At 62.6% G+C, this 14,540-nt stretch carries 15 protein-coding genes; 4 read left to right on the top strand and 11 right to left on the bottom strand.

Annotated features, from left to right (window positions below; translation table 11 throughout):
* Positions 1–90: 90 nt before the first annotated feature.
* Genes E0L37_RS01310 through E0L37_RS01300 form a run of 3 tightly spaced genes read right to left on the bottom strand, consistent with a single transcriptional unit; the run spans position 91 to position 2,388 of the window.
* The gene (locus tag E0L37_RS01310; RefSeq protein ID WP_133490008.1) at positions 91–411 is read right to left on the bottom strand and encodes a DUF3325 domain-containing protein; all 321 of its coding nucleotides are present in this window, start codon (positions 409–411) and stop codon (positions 91–93) included.
* The gene (locus E0L37_RS01305) at positions 404–2,074 is read right to left on the bottom strand and encodes a PepSY domain-containing protein (protein ID WP_133490007.1); all 1,671 of its coding nucleotides are present in this window, start codon (positions 2,072–2,074) and stop codon (positions 404–406) included. Before E0L37_RS01305 ends, E0L37_RS01310 begins: the two co-directional genes overlap by 8 nt.
* 17 nt (positions 2,075–2,091) lie before the next feature.
* On the bottom strand, positions 2,092–2,388 hold the full coding sequence (locus tag E0L37_RS01300) for an iron uptake protein (protein WP_133490006.1): 297 nt from the start codon (positions 2,386–2,388) through the stop codon (positions 2,092–2,094).
* A 242-nt stretch (positions 2,389–2,630) separates the two neighbouring features.
* Between E0L37_RS01300 and E0L37_RS01295 the strand changes: the two genes are divergently transcribed.
* The gene (locus E0L37_RS01295) at positions 2,631–3,236 is read left to right on the top strand and encodes an alpha/beta hydrolase (protein ID WP_133490005.1); all 606 of its coding nucleotides are present in this window, start codon (positions 2,631–2,633) and stop codon (positions 3,234–3,236) included.
* 176 nt (positions 3,237–3,412) lie between these two features.
* Here the strand turns inward: E0L37_RS01295 and ahpF are convergent, their stop codons facing one another.
* The 8 genes from ahpF to E0L37_RS01255 form a co-directional block, all read right to left on the bottom strand.
* Positions 3,413–4,984 carry an alkyl hydroperoxide reductase subunit F gene (gene ahpF, locus E0L37_RS01290; RefSeq protein WP_133490004.1) on the bottom strand — a complete coding sequence of 524 codons (1,572 nt, stop codon included), beginning with the start codon at positions 4,982–4,984 and terminating at the stop codon, positions 3,413–3,415.
* Positions 4,985–5,069: 85 nt separating this feature from the next.
* Positions 5,070–5,633 carry an alkyl hydroperoxide reductase subunit C gene (gene ahpC / locus E0L37_RS01285; RefSeq protein ID WP_022994839.1) on the bottom strand — a complete coding sequence of 188 codons (564 nt, stop codon included), beginning with the start codon at positions 5,631–5,633 and terminating at the stop codon, positions 5,070–5,072.
* Between the two features lie 398 nt (positions 5,634–6,031).
* Positions 6,032–7,084 (bottom strand): sulfate/molybdate ABC transporter ATP-binding protein, encoded by a 1,053-nt coding sequence (locus tag E0L37_RS01280; protein ID WP_133490003.1) that lies wholly within the window; start codon positions 7,082–7,084, stop codon positions 6,032–6,034.
* On the bottom strand, positions 7,081–7,989 hold the full coding sequence (gene cysW, locus E0L37_RS01275) for a sulfate ABC transporter permease subunit CysW (protein ID WP_133490002.1): 909 nt from the start codon (positions 7,987–7,989) through the stop codon (positions 7,081–7,083). Before cysW ends, E0L37_RS01280 begins: the two co-directional genes overlap by 4 nt.
* 1 nt (position 7,990) lies before the next feature.
* Positions 7,991–8,818, bottom strand: a complete 828-nt coding sequence (gene cysT / locus E0L37_RS01270; protein WP_133490001.1) for a sulfate ABC transporter permease subunit CysT — start codon at positions 8,816–8,818, stop codon at positions 7,991–7,993.
* A 12-nt stretch (positions 8,819–8,830) separates the two neighbouring features.
* Positions 8,831–9,829 carry a sulfate ABC transporter substrate-binding protein gene (locus tag E0L37_RS01265; RefSeq protein ID WP_133490000.1) on the bottom strand — a complete coding sequence of 333 codons (999 nt, stop codon included), beginning with the start codon at positions 9,827–9,829 and terminating at the stop codon, positions 8,831–8,833.
* A 93-nt stretch (positions 9,830–9,922) separates the two neighbouring features.
* Entirely contained in the window at positions 9,923–10,096 is a 174-nt protein-coding gene (locus E0L37_RS01260) for a DUF2292 domain-containing protein (protein ID WP_133489999.1), read from the bottom strand.
* A 35-nt stretch (positions 10,097–10,131) separates the two neighbouring features.
* Positions 10,132–11,136: a porin gene (locus E0L37_RS01255; protein ID WP_133489998.1), complete on the bottom strand. Its 1,005-nt coding sequence runs from the start codon at positions 11,134–11,136 to the stop codon at positions 10,132–10,134.
* A 209-nt stretch (positions 11,137–11,345) separates the two neighbouring features.
* On the opposite strand from E0L37_RS01255, the gene E0L37_RS01250 reads away from it, so the two are divergent.
* The 3 genes from E0L37_RS01250 to E0L37_RS01240 all read left to right on the top strand — a co-directional run bounded on the left by E0L37_RS01250 (position 11,346) and on the right by E0L37_RS01240 (position 14,509).
* A complete protein-coding gene (locus E0L37_RS01250; RefSeq protein WP_166642975.1) occupies positions 11,346–12,146 on the top strand; it encodes an EAL domain-containing protein in 801 nt (266 codons plus the stop codon).
* A gap of 128 nt (positions 12,147–12,274) precedes the next feature.
* Positions 12,275–12,829 carry an alpha/beta hydrolase gene (locus E0L37_RS01245; RefSeq protein ID WP_133489996.1) on the top strand — a complete coding sequence of 185 codons (555 nt, stop codon included), beginning with the start codon at positions 12,275–12,277 and terminating at the stop codon, positions 12,827–12,829.
* 66 nt (positions 12,830–12,895) lie between these two features.
* Positions 12,896–14,509: a methyl-accepting chemotaxis protein gene (locus tag E0L37_RS01240; RefSeq protein ID WP_133489995.1), complete on the top strand. Its 1,614-nt coding sequence runs from the start codon at positions 12,896–12,898 to the stop codon at positions 14,507–14,509.
* Positions 14,510–14,540 lie beyond the last annotated feature (31 nt).

Here is a 14,540-nt window from a genome sequence, read left to right as displayed (position 1 = left end):
CAGCTTCCTACAGGCGGAGCTACGGGGCCGCTGTGGGAAGCTGGCTTGCCAGCGAACGCCGTGCGAATTTAAGGACAGCACGAGCCGCGATTAACGTCGTGGCGGCCGCGCCGCCAGCAGCGCCAACCAGTGCGGACGCCAGGACAGGGTGAACGCCACGATCAGGGCCGCACCAGCCAACGCCATGATCCACACCAGCGCCGCCATGGTCGGGTGATCCACTTTCAGACACAGGATCAGCGACAGCGACAGCGCGGCACCGCCCAGTCCTCGCAGCACTCGGGAGGAAGCCTGGCCACGAGGCTGTTTGCCGCACACCTGCTTCCAGTGCGTATCCAGCGCCAGGGCAAACCAGCCCATGCCGGCGACGCTGAGTATCAGTGCGACTGACAGCATGATGTTCTCAGGCATGGGCGGTCTCCCCGGACAGTTCCCCACTGGCCGCCGGCTGTGGCCGGGCACGGCGTTTCAGACGCCGGGCGGCCAATATCGCCACCACCGCGCCGACCAGCATGAACAGGTCCACCCCCGCCACGGGCCAGTAGCCGACACTCAGCGTTTTCAGCAAATGATCGCCGGTGGTGACCCAGTTGAGCAGCACCGCGGCCACCGCCAACACCGCGATGGCCCAACATTGTTCCCCCCAGGCCGGCGCCAGCCGGGCCCGGGCCACCGGCGCGGTACGCCAGAACGCGTGCGCCATGGCCAGCACCCAGATGCCCCAGAAGCAATACTGCTCCCAGTCTCCCCGGGCCGGCAGGTTGGTCGGCAACAACCGGTTGGCGATCAGCATCCCCAGGGTGGCGATCAGCATGCCAGTGACCGTGGTCACCGCCATCGCGTCCACCACCCGGGCGCCGATCTGGCCGCGTTTGGCATGCTGGCGCTTGCGTTTCTCCACGAAGAACAGAAAACCGGTAGCGATACAGGCGCAGCCGGCCAGGCCGCCCAGCACATACAGCCAGCGCAGCAGCCAGTGGCGGAAGTGCTGTAAGTGCAGACCGGTAAGGAATTCATCAATCCGTTCCACCGCCGACGGCGGCGGGTCCTCGCGCAGCACTTCTCCGGTGGAGGCTTTGAAGTGAATGCCTTCCCCGGTGAGGGCAATGCGGTCGGTACCAGCGCGGTAAATGCTCACGTAGCCATTGGCATCACCAACGTGCTGTAACGCCAGAAAGCCCACATCGCCGGCCATGTCCCTGGCCGCCCAGCGGCGTTGCGCTTCCGCCACCATGGCATCCACCGAGGCGGTGGGTGCCGGCACCCCGGCGCTCTCGTGGGGCAAGCCGGTTTCCTGGGACTCGACCACTTCATGTAGATCGTGCAGCGGCTCCAGTTGCGTGTGAGTGACCGGGAAATAGATACCGGCGAAAATCACCAATCCGGTGAACGCGAACATGAAGTGGAACGGCAGCGCCACCACGCCGGTCAGGTTGTGAAGATCGAGAATACTGCGCTGCTTGCTTTTGTTCGGCCGGAAGGTGAACAGCTCACGAAACAGCTTGCGGTGCATCACCACACCAGTGACCAGCGCCACCAGCATGATCAGCGCCGCCAGTCCGACGATCCAGTAACCCAGATCCATCCAGTGCAGATTGAGGCTGTAGTGCAGCGGATAGAAAAAGCGGCTGCCGATCTTCAATTGATCGTCCGGCAGGGCGTCGCCGGTGCGCGGATCGATGGTGCGGGTCCCCCATACCAGCTCATCCGGATTTTTGGCGTTCGGCACCCGGTAGCCGGCGAACAGCCCCAATACCGGGTCCCGGTGCGTGGTGTAGGCGCCCCAGCGCACCGGCGTGTCGAAGTGCTCCGGCATCGGCCCATCGACGCGGGGGCGCATCTGATCGACGCTTTCCTTGGACGGCTGCATGTCCTCGAACACCGGTTTCAGGATCTCGTCGTAGGACGGCATCGGCTGCGGCTCGAAGCGGCTCTCCGGGATCGCCCAGCGGTCGATTTCCCGATCGAACACCGACAGCGACCCGAAGAAGAACACCACCATGAGAACAAAACCCAGGAACAGCCCGAACCAGGTATGGACCCAGGCCATGGCGAGGCGGAAATTCTGAAACATGGCAGGGCTCCTTCCGGTCACACCAGCACGTGTTGAATGAGGGACGCCAGCGCCGCCATCAAGGCGCCGCCACCAGCCAGAACCAGCCATACCCGGCGCGGATCACGGGCGGCAAAGCTCCACAAGAAGGTCACCAGGTACAGCAGAAATGCCAGCAGGCTGAACAGGTGCTCGGCGTCATGGAAAGGCATACCGGCGGCAAAGGCGGTAGCCACGCCCAGGGCGATGAAACCCCAGGCGAACCCATACCCTCCCAGCAAGGCGGCGGCCATGCGGGAGAGCAGTTGTGCGCGAGACGCAGTTGCAGTGCTCATGGTCTTCCTGTCCGGGACGCCGGGCGCCCTGTTCTCTGGTTAGCGGAATGCCGCAAATGATACTCGCTCGCAAACATTAATGAAATTCACCCCAGAATGGCGGCGCCGGCATGGACACGTGGATCATTCGACAGGCCCGCCCATATATTTCAATTTTGAATATTAATTCAATTATTTATTACTTTTAATTTGTTCAGAAAACGATACCCTGTATGGACATCCATTCCGGCAGGAACCCACCCATGTCCCTCGAACATCTGATCATCCCCGGTTGGCATGGCTCCGGTCAGGACCATTGGCAAAGCCATTGGCAGGCCCGATTACCCACGAGCCGCCGCACCCGCGTGCGCGACTGGCAATTGCCGGACCGGGAAGACTGGATCGAAGCCCTGCACCATCTGGTCAGTACCAGCACTGCTGACCGCGTGATTCTGATCGCTCACAGTCTGGGCTGCGTCACTGTCGCGCATTGGGCCCGCCGCCATGGCCAACAATGGGCTCATCGAGTGGCCGGGGCGTTGTTAGTGGCGCCAGCGGATGTGGAACGGGACACCGCACCGGCGGCATTGCGCGGTTTTGCTCCGGCGCCCATGGAGCCGCTGCCGTTCCGGTCGGTTCTGATTGGTTCCAGCAACGACCGTGCCGCCAGCGCCGCCCGGGCGGAGCACTTCGCCGAGGAATGGGGCAGTGACTTCGAGTTATTGGAAGGCGTGGGGCACATCAACGTGGCTTCCGGTCACCACCACTGGGACGAGGGCCGCCGTTATCTGCGGCGGCTGACCGCGGAGCGTCCTGCGATGCCGACGGTGCCGCGCATCACTCCTTCCGCTGTCTCCCAGGCGTACTGATGGATCGCGGTCCAGGGACGATGAATTGGCAACTACATTCGCGGCCAAGGCCGCTTCCCACAGAAGTCTCTTAAGCGCTGTGGGAAGCGGCCTTGGCCGCGAATAGGGCATATCAGTTGTGTGGACAGGGCTGGGGCTGCCCCGCGATTGCGGGGCAGCTTTTATTCCGCCAAGGATCAGGCGGCGTCACTCACCGAAGCGCGGATCAGATGGTCGAAGGCGCTCAACGCGGCCTTGGCCCCTTCGCCCATGGCGATGACGATCTGCTTGTACGGCACCGTGGTGACGTCACCGGCGGCGTAGATGCCGGGAATGGACGTCTCGCCGCGAGCGTCGGTGATGATCTCGCCGTGGCGGGACAACTCCACCGTGCCCTTGAGCCAGTCGGTGTTGGGCACCAGACCGATCTGCACGAACACACCAGCCAGCTCCACGCGGTGCTCTTCACCACTGTCGCGGTCCTTGTACAGCAGACCGTTCACCTTGGCGCCGTCACCGGTGATCTCGGTGGTCTGAGCATTCACGTGCACGGTGACGTTAGCCAGGCTGTGCAGTTTCTTCTGCAGCACGGCGTCGGCACGCAACTTGGTGTCGAATTCCAGCAGCGTCACATGCTCGACGATGCCGGCCAGATCGATGGCCGCTTCCACGCCGGAGTTACCGCCGCCGATCACCGCCACGCTCTTGCCTTTGAACAGCGGGCCATCACAGTGCGGGCAGTAGGCCACGCCGCGTCCCCGGTACTCTTTCTCTCCGGGCACGTTCACTTCGCGCCAGCGGGCGCCAGTGGCCAGAATCAGCGTCTTCGTTTTGAGGCTGGCACCGGAGGCGAAACGGACTTCATGCAGGCCGCCTTCGCTGTCCGCCGGAATCAGCTGCTCCGCGCGCTGCAGATTCATGATGTCCACGTCGTACTCACGGACATGCTGCTCCAGCGCCGTGGCCAGTTTCGGCCCCTCGGTCTCCTTCACCGAAATGAAATTCTCGATGGCCATGGTGTCCAGCACCTGGCCGCCAAAGCGCTCGGCGGCGACACCGGTGCGGATACCTTTACGGGCGGCGTAGATGGCGCTGGCGGCACCGGCGGGTCCACCGCCTACCACCAGCACATCGAAGGCCTCCTTGGCGTTCAGTTTCTCGGCATCACGCTCGGCGGCGCCGGTATCCAGTTTGGCGAGGATTTCCTCCAGCCCCATACGGCCCTGGCCGAATTCTTCGCCGTTCAGGAACACACTGGGCACCGCCATCACCTGGCGCTGGTCGACTTCGTCCTGGAACAAGGCGCCGTCGATAGCCACGTGTTTAATGTGCGGGTTCAGTACCGCCATCAGGTTCAACGCCTGGACCACGTCCGGGCAGTTCTGGCAGGACAGGGAAAAATAGGTTTCGAAGCGAAAGTCGCCTTGCAGCGCTTGCACTTGCTCGATCACCTCGTCGCTGACCTTGGGCGGATGGCCACCCACTTGCAACAGCGCCAGCACCAGCGAGGTGAATTCATGGCCCATGGGAATACCGGCGAATCGCAGGCTGATATCACCACCAACGCGGTTCAGACTGAATGAGGGCCGGCGCTCGTCATCGCCGTCTTCACGCAGGGTGATCTTGTCGGACATCGCCTCGATTTCGCGCAGCAGCGCCGACAGCTCCCGGGATTTGTCGCCATCATCCAGGGACGCGACCATTTCAAACGGTTGCGTGATGCGCTCCATGTAGGATTGCAATTGGGTTTTCAGGTTGGCGTCCAGCATGCTGACGGTCTCCATGAACGATTAACAGAATGTCGATTGAACCCCGGGCCCTCGGGCCCGGGATTGATCCATGCCAAAGGCGGGATCAGATCTTGCCGACCAGGTCCAGGGACGGAGCCAGGGTGGCTTCGCCCTCTTTCCATTTGGCCGGGCACACTTCGCCAGGATGGGCACGCACGTACTGGGCGGCTTTTACCTTGCGCAGCAGGTCTTCGGCGTCACGGCCGATGCCTTCGGCGGTGATTTCAACGGCTTGAATGATGCCGTCCGGGTCGACGATGAAGGTGCCACGGTTGGCCAGGCCTTCGTCTTCGCGCAGTACTTCGAAGTTACGGCTGATCTGCATGGTCGGGTCGCCGATCATGGTGTACTTGATCTTGGCGATGGTCTCGGAGCTGTCGTGCCATGCTTTGTGGGTGAAGTGGGTGTCGGTGGAGACGGAGTAGATTTCCACGCCCATCTTCTGGAATTCTTCGTAGTGATCGGCCACGTCGCCCAGCTCGGTGGGGCAAACGAAGGTGAAATCGGCCGGGTAGAAGAAGAACACTCCCCACTTGCCTTTCAGGTCGGCTTCGGTCACTTCGATGAATTTACCGTCCTTGAACGCCTGGGCTTTGAACGGCTTGATTTCGGTATTGATTACAGACATGTCTTACTCCTTTCGAAGGGTTGTCAACTTGACGGAGAGAAGCATAACGCCGGCGAGACGATATTCATAATGGATAGGTGGAATAGCCGCGATTGGTTTTACCTATCCATATGAACAGCCGCCGGCTCCCGGGTCTCCCCTGCGGCAGACGGTCTCCATGGGCGGTCGTCCGGGCTTCATCTTCATTAGCATCAGTGACAATGGCAAGACGATGCCCTGAATCGAGGAAGAAGTGAGCACTGAATCCGCCATTGGACCAGGGCAGGTCCCGGGTGGCGCTGGAAAGCGTCCAATCGAGGTCTTTTAGTGCTAAACGGCCATTGCTGCCCGAGCAAGGCGGGACAGCAATGGCCCATGGAGCGCGCAGGCATTGCGCCAGCTCGCGCTCAGTTCACGCGTTACCCCGCAAACACCCTCGCGGCACGCGGCAGTGCCTTTACCGGCTCGCCAACCTGAAACGGCCAGCGACCACCACTGTGAGGCAATTCCACCTGCAACGAGGTGTCACCGTCCGGTATCCGTACGCTGACCCGTAACGCCGCGCCGACCTGGGACACACTTTCCACCCGTACGGCCACCCCTTCCCCCTGGTCACCGGCCTGCAACTGGATGTCGTGGGGGCGGATATAGCCGGTCACCTGGCGCGGTTCCGATTGACCGAACTCGGGAGCGGGCACCCGCAGGCCGGCCAGTTCCGCCCAGCCGTCGGCGGCGTGGCCGCACAGCCGGTTGGCATCACCGATAAAGCCGTATACGAACGGGGACGCCGGCGCGTTATAGATTTCCTGGGGTGTGCCCACCTGCTCGACCCGCCCCTGGTTGATCACCACGATACGGTCCGCCACTTCCATCGCCTCTTCCTGATCGTGGGTGACGAAGATCGAGGTCACGTGCAGTTCATCGTGCAACCGCCGTAACCAGCCCCGCAGGTCCTTGCGCACACGCGCATCCAGGGCCCCGAACGGCTCGTCAAGTAACAGCACCCGTGGCTCCACCGCCAGCGCCCGGGCCAGGGCAATGCGCTGGCGTTGCCCGCCGGATAACTGATCCGGGTAACGGTCCGCCAGCCAGTCCAATTGCACCAGTTCCAGCAACCGATGCACGCGTTCGGCGATCTCCCCCCGCGAAGGCCTTTGCCGGCGCGGGCGCACGGTCAGGCCGAAGGCGACGTTGTCGAACACGGTCATATGACGGAACAACGCATAATGCTGAAATACGAAGCCGACGCCCCGTTCACGCACATGGGTGAAAGTGGCGTCCGCACCGGAAAACAGCACCGCGCCGCTGTCCGGGTATTCAAGCCCTGCGATGATCCGCAGCAAGGTGGTCTTGCCGCACCCGGACGGCCCCAGCAGCGCCACCAGCTCGCCACTATTGAAGGTCAGCGAGACATCGTCCAGCGCCTTGAAATGTCCGAAGGTTTTCCGCAAATCACGGACCTGAATACTCATGAGGCCTCCTGACGGGCGGCGGCGCGCGTGGCACGCTCGCGGTCCCGTTGATGCTTGAATTCAAGGAAGGATTTCGCCACCAGAGTGACCACCGCCAGCAACGCCAACAGCGACGCCACGGCGAAAGCAGCGGCGAACTGGTACTCGTTGTAGAGAATCTCCACATGCAGGGGCAGCGTATTGGTCTTGCCGCGGATATGCCCCGACACCACGCTGACCGCGCCGAATTCGCCCATGGCGCGGGCATTACACAGAATGATGCCGTACAGCAGCCCCCACTTGATCGACGGCAGGGTAACGCGGCGGAACGTTTGCCAACCGCTGGCCCCAAGCGTCAACGCCGCTTCCTCCTGACTGACGCCCTGCTCCTGCATCAACGGGATCAGCTCCCGGGCCACGAACGGAAAGGTCACGAACACCGTGGCCAGCACGATGCCCGGCACCGCGTAAATGATCGACAGGTTGTGCTCTTCCAGCCAGGGGCCGAGCCAGCCCCGCGAACCGAACACCAGCACGTAAATCAAACCGGCGATCACCGGCGACACCGCGAACGGCAGATCGATCAGGGTGATCAGCACCTGCTTGCCGCGAAACTGGAATCTGGTCAGGCTCCAGGCGGCGGCGAGACCGAACACCACGTTCAACGGCACCGCCAGGCCGGCGGCGATCAACGTCAGCTTCACCGCGTGCCAGGCGTCCGGCTCGGTCAACGCCGCCAGATACGCCTGCCAGCCTTTGGAGAACGCCTCCTGGAACACCAGAACCAGAGGCACCACCAGAAACACACCAAGAAACGCCAGCGCCAGGGCGGTCAGCAAGATTCGCAACCAGGCTGCCTCGGTCACCGCCCGACGGGTGACCACCGCGTTGGCCGGCGTGGACAGGGAAGACACCGCACCACTCATTTCAACCTCCCCCCTGCCGGCGCAGATTCCAGTACTGCAATGCGTTGATGGCGAGCAGCAGAATGAACGAGAACACCAGCATCGTCACACCCAGCGCCGAAGCACCGGCGTAATCGTACTGCTCCAGTTTGCTGTAGATCAGCAGCGGGGTGATTTCGGTGCGGTACGGCATATTGCCGCTGATGAATACCACCGAGCCGTACTCTCCCACGGCCCGGGCGAAGGACAGCGCGAACCCGGTGAGCAAGGCCGGCACCAACGCCGGCAGCAGGACCCGCCGGAACGTCCGCCAACGGTTGGCACCGAGGCTGGCGGCGGCTTCTTCGAGCTCCCGCTCCAGCCCTTCGAGTACCGGCTGCACCGTGCGCACCACGAACGGCAGGCCGATGAAGGTCAGCGCCACGACGATGCCGGCGGGGGCATAGGCCACTTTGAATCCCCACCAGCCTTCCAGGTACTGGCCGAACCAGCCGTTGCGGCCATACAGCGCGGTCAGGGCAATGCCGGCCACCGCCGTGGGCAAGGCAAACGGCAAGTCCACCAGGGCGTCGGCGATGCGTTTGCCCGGAAAGGTGTAACGCACCAGCACCCAGGCCACCAGCAGACCGAACACCAGGTTGATCAGCGCCGCCACCAGGGAAGCGCCAAAACTCAGTTTGTAACTCGCCACCGCCTGCGGATGACTGACCACCGCCCAGAACGTTTCCGCGCCCAGGGAAATCCCGCTGGCGGCCAGCGCCGCCAACGGGATGAACACGATCAGACTGGTGTAGAGCGTGGCGTATCCCAAGGACAACCCGAAGCCGGGTATGACTCGGTTTCGTGACATGACGTTATCCGCTCACCGGGGTTGGTAAATGTGATCGAATACGCCACCGTCGTTGAAGTGCGTTTCCTGCGCCTTCCGCCAGCCACCAAAGGCGCTGTCCACGGTGATCAGATTCACGTCGGGGAAGGCGTCGGCGTACTCACGAGCCACTTCCGGATCGCCGGGGCGGTAGTAGTGTTCCGCCGCCAGCTTCTGGCCAACCGGGGTATAGAGGTACTCCAGATAGGCTTTGGCCACGTCGGTGGTGCCATGCTTTTCGGCGTTCTTGTCCACCACCGTCACCGGCGGTTCGGCCAGAATGGACACCGAAGGCACCACGATCTCGAACTCACCCTTGCCCAGTTCGTTGATCGCCAACAGTGCTTCGTTTTCCCAGGCCAGCAGCACATCGCCAATCCCCCGCTGCACAAAGGTGGTGGTGGAGCCACGGGCGCCGGAGTCCAGCACCGGGACCTGCTGGTAGAGTTTAGTGACGAAGTCCCTGGCGGCGTCCTCGGAACCGTACTTCTCCTTGGCGTAGGCCCAACCGGCCAGGTAATTCCAGCGCGCGCCGCCGGAGGTTTTCGGATTCGGCGTGATCACCTCGACCCCTGGCTTCACCAGGTCGTCCCAATCCTTGAGGTCCTTCGGGTTGCCCTTGCGTACCAGAAACACAATGGTGGACGTATAAGGCGAGCTGTTATTGGGCAACCGTTTCTGCCAGTCGGCGGGAATCCTGCCGGTCTTCTCGGCGATGGCGTCAATGTCGTAGGCCAACGCCAGGGTCACCACGTCCGCTTCCAGACCATCGATGACCGCGCGGGTCTGTTTGCCAGCGCCACCGTGGGACTGGCGCACCACCAGCGTTTCGCCGGTTTCTTCCTTCCAGTGATGGATAAACTCTTTATTGAACGCTTCGTACAACTCCCGGGTGGGGTCGTAGGACACGTTGAGAATTTCCCGGTCCGCCAGGGCCGGAGAGGACAGAGCCAGGCCGAGCGCGGCCGCGGTAAAAAAGCGAGTGAACTTCACGACGCAGTCTCCACAAAAATCGGGTGTCACGAATGCGTTGGAGACCTCCGGTGGTCCGGTCGGCCGCAAGCCGGATTGCGTTGTTTCAACCGCTCAACGCGGCTTGTCGAAACGGTACTTTTCCTTGCGTTCCACCTGCACTATCCGGCCCTCGTGGACAATGATTTCCACGGCGCCAAAGCGCAGATCCTTGATCAGCGACGTCACCAGTGTGGCCAGATCCACCTCTTCCGACGCCGGGTTGCGATGCGTGTCAGGCCGAGCCATGTCGCGTATTCCTCGGTTCCGTTCGTTAATGAATGTCAGAATTTAAAGGCCAGACCAGTGCCAACGGCACGGTCCTCGGTGCCGGCCTCATCCCGCTCCAGATTCGACAGATACAGATAAGCCACGGTATTGCGTCCCAGGCTGTAGTCGGCACCGAGGGCCCAGAGCGTCAGTTTTTCGTCAGTCTCGTCACCCCGGTTTTCGCCGCCCTGGGCTTTCAGCGTGAGCCTTTCATCCACATGCCAGGCGGCGCTGATCAGGTAGCCGCGATCCTCCAGATCGCTGCCCGGCGCGGTATCTTTGGCCTGCTGATAAAGCGCGCCCAGCTCCAGCGCCTGCCAGCGATAGGTGGTCACCGCGCGCAGAATGTCGGCACGGCGGAATCCGTCCACCGCCCGCCGCGCCGCCTGATCTTTTTCGTAAGCGAGGGCGGCATAGAACCCTTTGCGTTCCCAGGCCACGGCCAGGGACACCACGTCGGCGAGATCGTCGTCCGGATCGCCATCGTCATCGGTGTCCTCCTGTTCCCCCGGGGAGAACGCGCCGTGCACCGACAGGCCACCCAGCAGCACCGGGCTCAGATACTGGACGCTGTTGCTATTACGGGTCTGTCCACCGAGGAAATGGTCGATATCACCGTACAGGTCATTGAACTGATCGACCTTGCCCTCGATGCTTTTCAGCGGGCTGTCGATGTTGCCGGCGCGCAGGGTACCGAAGGCGCCGGCCAGGCCGCCGTATATGTTCCGTTTGCTGAAGGTGTCGTCATCGTCGCCGTCCACGTCGATGCCATACTCCGCCAGATAGATCGCCTTGAGGCCGCCGACTTCGAGGTCGAAGTCCCCTTTGATCCCGAGACGCGAGGCGTTGGAATTCAGTTCCCACTGGTCGTTGGTGCCGGCGCCGGCCAGACTGGCGCCCTCGAAGTCCACGTTCTCCAGCGAGACATTGATCTTGCCGTACAGCGTCGGGCCGTTGGCCCCCGCCACCAAAGGTAATGCCCCCAACAGGCCGATCCCCAGTGCGTTCCCGAGTTTCATTCGGTGTTCTCCAAAACAGCGTTGCGCAAGAAATGAAAAGCAACGCCTCCCGAGGTCGGGTGGGCATCCTTTGTTGATGATGGGGACGATGCTAACGAGAAAATCAAAAGACCAAAAAGTAATATATTTCTATTTATTTATTCTTTTTAAACATAATAAATTTCTCTTTATCCTGGCGCCTCCATTGACGCTTGATGGAGGGATCCACCATGCCCTTGCACGACCTCGTCGACTACTTCAACCGTGAACAACGCCGTCAGTACGGCACCGCCATTGTCCCGAAAGACACCCTGCGCATGCGGGACAATACGGTGGAAGCCGATTACGCCGGCCTGGTTCTGCGCAGTCGCTTCCAACCGATCCTGCCCCTCTGCCAGGAAGGGGTTTACGGTCATGAGGCGTTGCTGTCGGTACACGGCAAGGGCGGCCCGCTATCACCGCAGGCACTGTTCATGATTCCCACCAGCGCTGACGAGATCGTCTATCTGGATCGTCTGTGCCGCACGGTGCACGCACTGAACTTCCTGCTGCAACCGGACCCCGGCGGCCTGCTCTCACTGAATATCCACCCGCGCCATCTGGCCAGCGTGCGGCAGGATCACGGTCTCGCCTTCGAACAGATTCTGCGTCAATGCGGTCTCGCGCCGGAACAAGTGATCCTGGAAATCCGTCATGATCCCGCCGGCACCGAAGACCCTCGCGGGGCGGTGGAGAGCTATCGCCGCCACGGCTATCGCATCGCCCTGGACAACGTGACCTCGACACCGAGCACCACGCTTTGGCGGGCATTGGCCCCGGACATGGTGAAACTGGCCCCCGAACTGGCAGCGATCGAGCGTGACAGGGTGCTCGCCGCCGCCGCGCGGCACGGCACACCGTTCACCCTGCAACTGGGCCTGACCGCCGACCTTGCTCTGCAGCATGGGCTCAGCCACGTGCAGGCGCGCGCCATGGCGCCACCGGCGGAAGGCCTCACCGGCCCCACCTGGCGGCGGGGCGCCTTCCCTTGAAGGCGGCTCCGCCCACCAGCGGCACCGGCAAAGGTCATTGTCATCCTCCTTTCCCGCGCCGGTAAAGAAAGCGACAACTCCTCTGTCTATGCTGACGCTCCCTCTCCTTATCACTGGGAGCATTGACGATGTCCGCCCGCGATAGCGCCCCCTTCCATGGACTGTTGGTGCCCGGACTGCATGGCAGCGATCCGGATCATTGGCAACAACGCTGGCAAACCCATCTGCCCTGGCTGCACAGTCTCTCGTTACCGGACTGGCGGAATACCGAGCTGTCCTACTGGCTCGATGGACTCGACCTGGCCGCCGCCGCTTTGCCCTCCCCCTTCGTGCTTATTGCTCACGGTTTCGGCTGCGTCGCCGCGGCCCACTGGAGCACGACCCGGCCACGGCAAGTGGCCGGACTATTATTGGTGGCCCCAGCCCTGCCGGAGGCCATCCCACGACACCTGTCCGCCCCGCTGACCGTTCCCGCTCGTTTGGTGGCCAGCACCAGCGATCCCTGGATGACGCAGGAGGAGGCGCGCCGTCTGGCCCGGGATTGGGGCTGTGCGTTTCGCAATGGCGGCGATCTGGGTCACATCAACAGTGCCTCCGGCATCGGTGAATGGCGGCGCGGCTTCGAGGATCTGCGCTGGCTGCTCAGTCAGCGCGTTTCACGCGGTACCGCTCTGACCGGCTAGCACCTATCAACCCGCGGCCGCTTCTGCCGATAGCTCTCTTGAAGACAACAATAAAGAGGCTCAGATATGAAGCAGTGGACCATGACCCGACAACTGTGGGGCATGCTCGGGTTACTGTGGCTGGCGATGCTGCTCCTGGCGGGCTGGACCGCCTGGGAAAACCGCCAGACCATTCTGACCGAGCGCAAGACAGGGCTGTCCCAGTACGTGGACTCGGCCCTCAACGCCATCGATGGGCAGGCCCGGCTGGCCGCTTCCGGCGTCATCAGCGAAACCGAAGCCCGGCAGCGTGCCGAGCAACTGATTCGCGATAGCACCTATGACGAAGGGCGCGGTTATCTGTACGCCTTCGATGAGAATCACCGGATGTTGACCCACCCCAGTCTCGCCAAGGGCACCAACATGTGGGACTACCAGAACGAGGAAGGGCGCTACCTGTTCCGCGAGTTCATGGAGGCGGTGGAGAACGGAGACGGGTTCGTCGATTACCTGTGGGTGCATCCGGGCCAGGAGGGCCTGGCGAAAAAGTCGTCCCTGCATGTGCATTATCCGCGCTGGGACTGGTACCTGGGCGCCGGCGTCTATATCAACGACATCAACGACGCCTTCCAAGCCAGCCTCACTCAGTCGCTGCTGTTCCTGCTGGCTCTGGGCATTCCGCTGACACTGCTGATGGGCGCCGTCATTCGCGGCGTGCTGCGCCGGCTTGGCGGCGAACCGGGCTACGCCGCCGAAGCGGTGCGCTACATCAGCGAAGGCGATCTGAGCCAATCCACCCGTTTGAAGGACGGCGACACCGGCAGCCTGCTGTTCGACATCGAACGGATGCGCCAGTCCCTGGGCGCCACGGTGGGCAACATCCATGGCAGCGCCGATGTGGTCAATACCGCGGTGGAGGACATCAAGGCCGGCAACGACGAACTGGCCACCCGCACCGAGCAGCAAGCCGCCTCGCTCACAGAAACCGCCGCCAGCATGGAACAACTCACCACCACCGTGCAGCAGAACGCGGACCACGCCGAGCAGGCCCGGCACCTGGCCAACAATACCGCCGGCGACGCCCGCCGCGGCAATGACGCCATGGAGGCGGTGATTAAAACCATGGGCAGTATCCATGACAGCGCTGAACAGATGAGCGCCATCGTCGACGCCATCGACGAGATCGCGTTCCAGACCAATATTCTGGCTCTCAACGCTTCCGTGGAAGCCGCCCGCGCCGGCGAGCAGGGCCGCGGGTTCGCGGTGGTGGCGGAAGAAGTGCGCAATCTGGCCAGCCGCAGCGCCGAGGCCGCCGGCGAGATCAAGGCCCTGATCGAAAGCGCCGGCACCCTGGTCGCCACCGGCAGCCAGCAGGTGCGCGGCACTGGCGAGATCATCACCGGCATGGTGTCGGATATCGGCCGTCTCAGCACTTTGGTCAGCGACATCGCCACCGCGTCCAATGAGCAGAGCCGGGGCATTGGTCAGGCCAACGAAGCGATCACGCAAATGGACATGATGACCCAACAGAACGCCCGGCTGGTCCAGGAAAGCTTCTCCGCCGCCCAACGCCTGGCGGACCAGAGCCAACAACTGCGCCGGCAAGTATCCCGCTTTCAGGTGGCGCCCCCGTCACAGACGGAGAACCACACCGCCCAGGACCTGCCCCGGAACGACGAGACGGTTCCGGCACCGGCCTGAAAAGGGCTTGACCCCGGGGTAGCCCCCGGGT

This window comes from Alcanivorax sp. 24 (assembly GCF_004360225.1).
Lineage (GTDB): Bacteria > Pseudomonadota > Gammaproteobacteria > Pseudomonadales > Alcanivoracaceae > Alloalcanivorax > Alloalcanivorax xiamenensis.
Note: the sequence above shows the minus strand (reverse complement) of the source record. Positions and strands in the feature narration are given on the sequence as shown.

Bases quoted from the DNA above. Each gene is read 5' to 3' on its own strand.
- E0L37_RS01255 (WP_133489998.1), bottom strand. From the start codon at position 11,136: ATGAAACTCGGGAACGCACTGGGGATCGGCCTGTTGGGGGCATTACCT.
- cysT (WP_133490001.1), bottom strand. From the start codon at position 8,818: ATGTCACGAAACCGAGTCATACCCGGCTTCGGGTTGTCCTTGGGATAC.
- E0L37_RS01310 (WP_133490008.1), bottom strand. From the start codon at position 411: ATGCCTGAGAACATCATGCTGTCAGTCGCACTGATACTCAGCGTCGCC.
- E0L37_RS01295 (WP_133490005.1), top strand. From the start codon at position 2,631: ATGTCCCTCGAACATCTGATCATCCCCGGTTGGCATGGCTCCGGTCAG.
- ahpF (WP_133490004.1), bottom strand. From the start codon at position 4,984: ATGCTGGACGCCAACCTGAAAACCCAATTGCAATCCTACATGGAGCGC.
- E0L37_RS01250 (WP_166642975.1), top strand. From the start codon at position 11,346: ATGCCCTTGCACGACCTCGTCGACTACTTCAACCGTGAACAACGCCGT.
- cysW (WP_133490002.1), bottom strand. From the start codon at position 7,989: ATGAGTGGTGCGGTGTCTTCCCTGTCCACGCCGGCCAACGCGGTGGTC.
- E0L37_RS01245 (WP_133489996.1), top strand. From the start codon at position 12,275: ATGTCCGCCCGCGATAGCGCCCCCTTCCATGGACTGTTGGTGCCCGGA.
- E0L37_RS01280 (WP_133490003.1), bottom strand. From the start codon at position 7,084: ATGAGTATTCAGGTCCGTGATTTGCGGAAAACCTTCGGACATTTCAAG.
- ahpC (WP_022994839.1), bottom strand. From the start codon at position 5,633: ATGTCTGTAATCAATACCGAAATCAAGCCGTTCAAAGCCCAGGCGTTC.
- E0L37_RS01240 (WP_133489995.1), top strand. From the start codon at position 12,896: ATGAAGCAGTGGACCATGACCCGACAACTGTGGGGCATGCTCGGGTTA.
- E0L37_RS01260 (WP_133489999.1), bottom strand. From the start codon at position 10,096: ATGGCTCGGCCTGACACGCATCGCAACCCGGCGTCGGAAGAGGTGGAT.
- E0L37_RS01305 (WP_133490007.1), bottom strand. From the start codon at position 2,074: ATGTTTCAGAATTTCCGCCTCGCCATGGCCTGGGTCCATACCTGGTTC.
- E0L37_RS01300 (WP_133490006.1), bottom strand. From the start codon at position 2,388: ATGAGCACTGCAACTGCGTCTCGCGCACAACTGCTCTCCCGCATGGCC.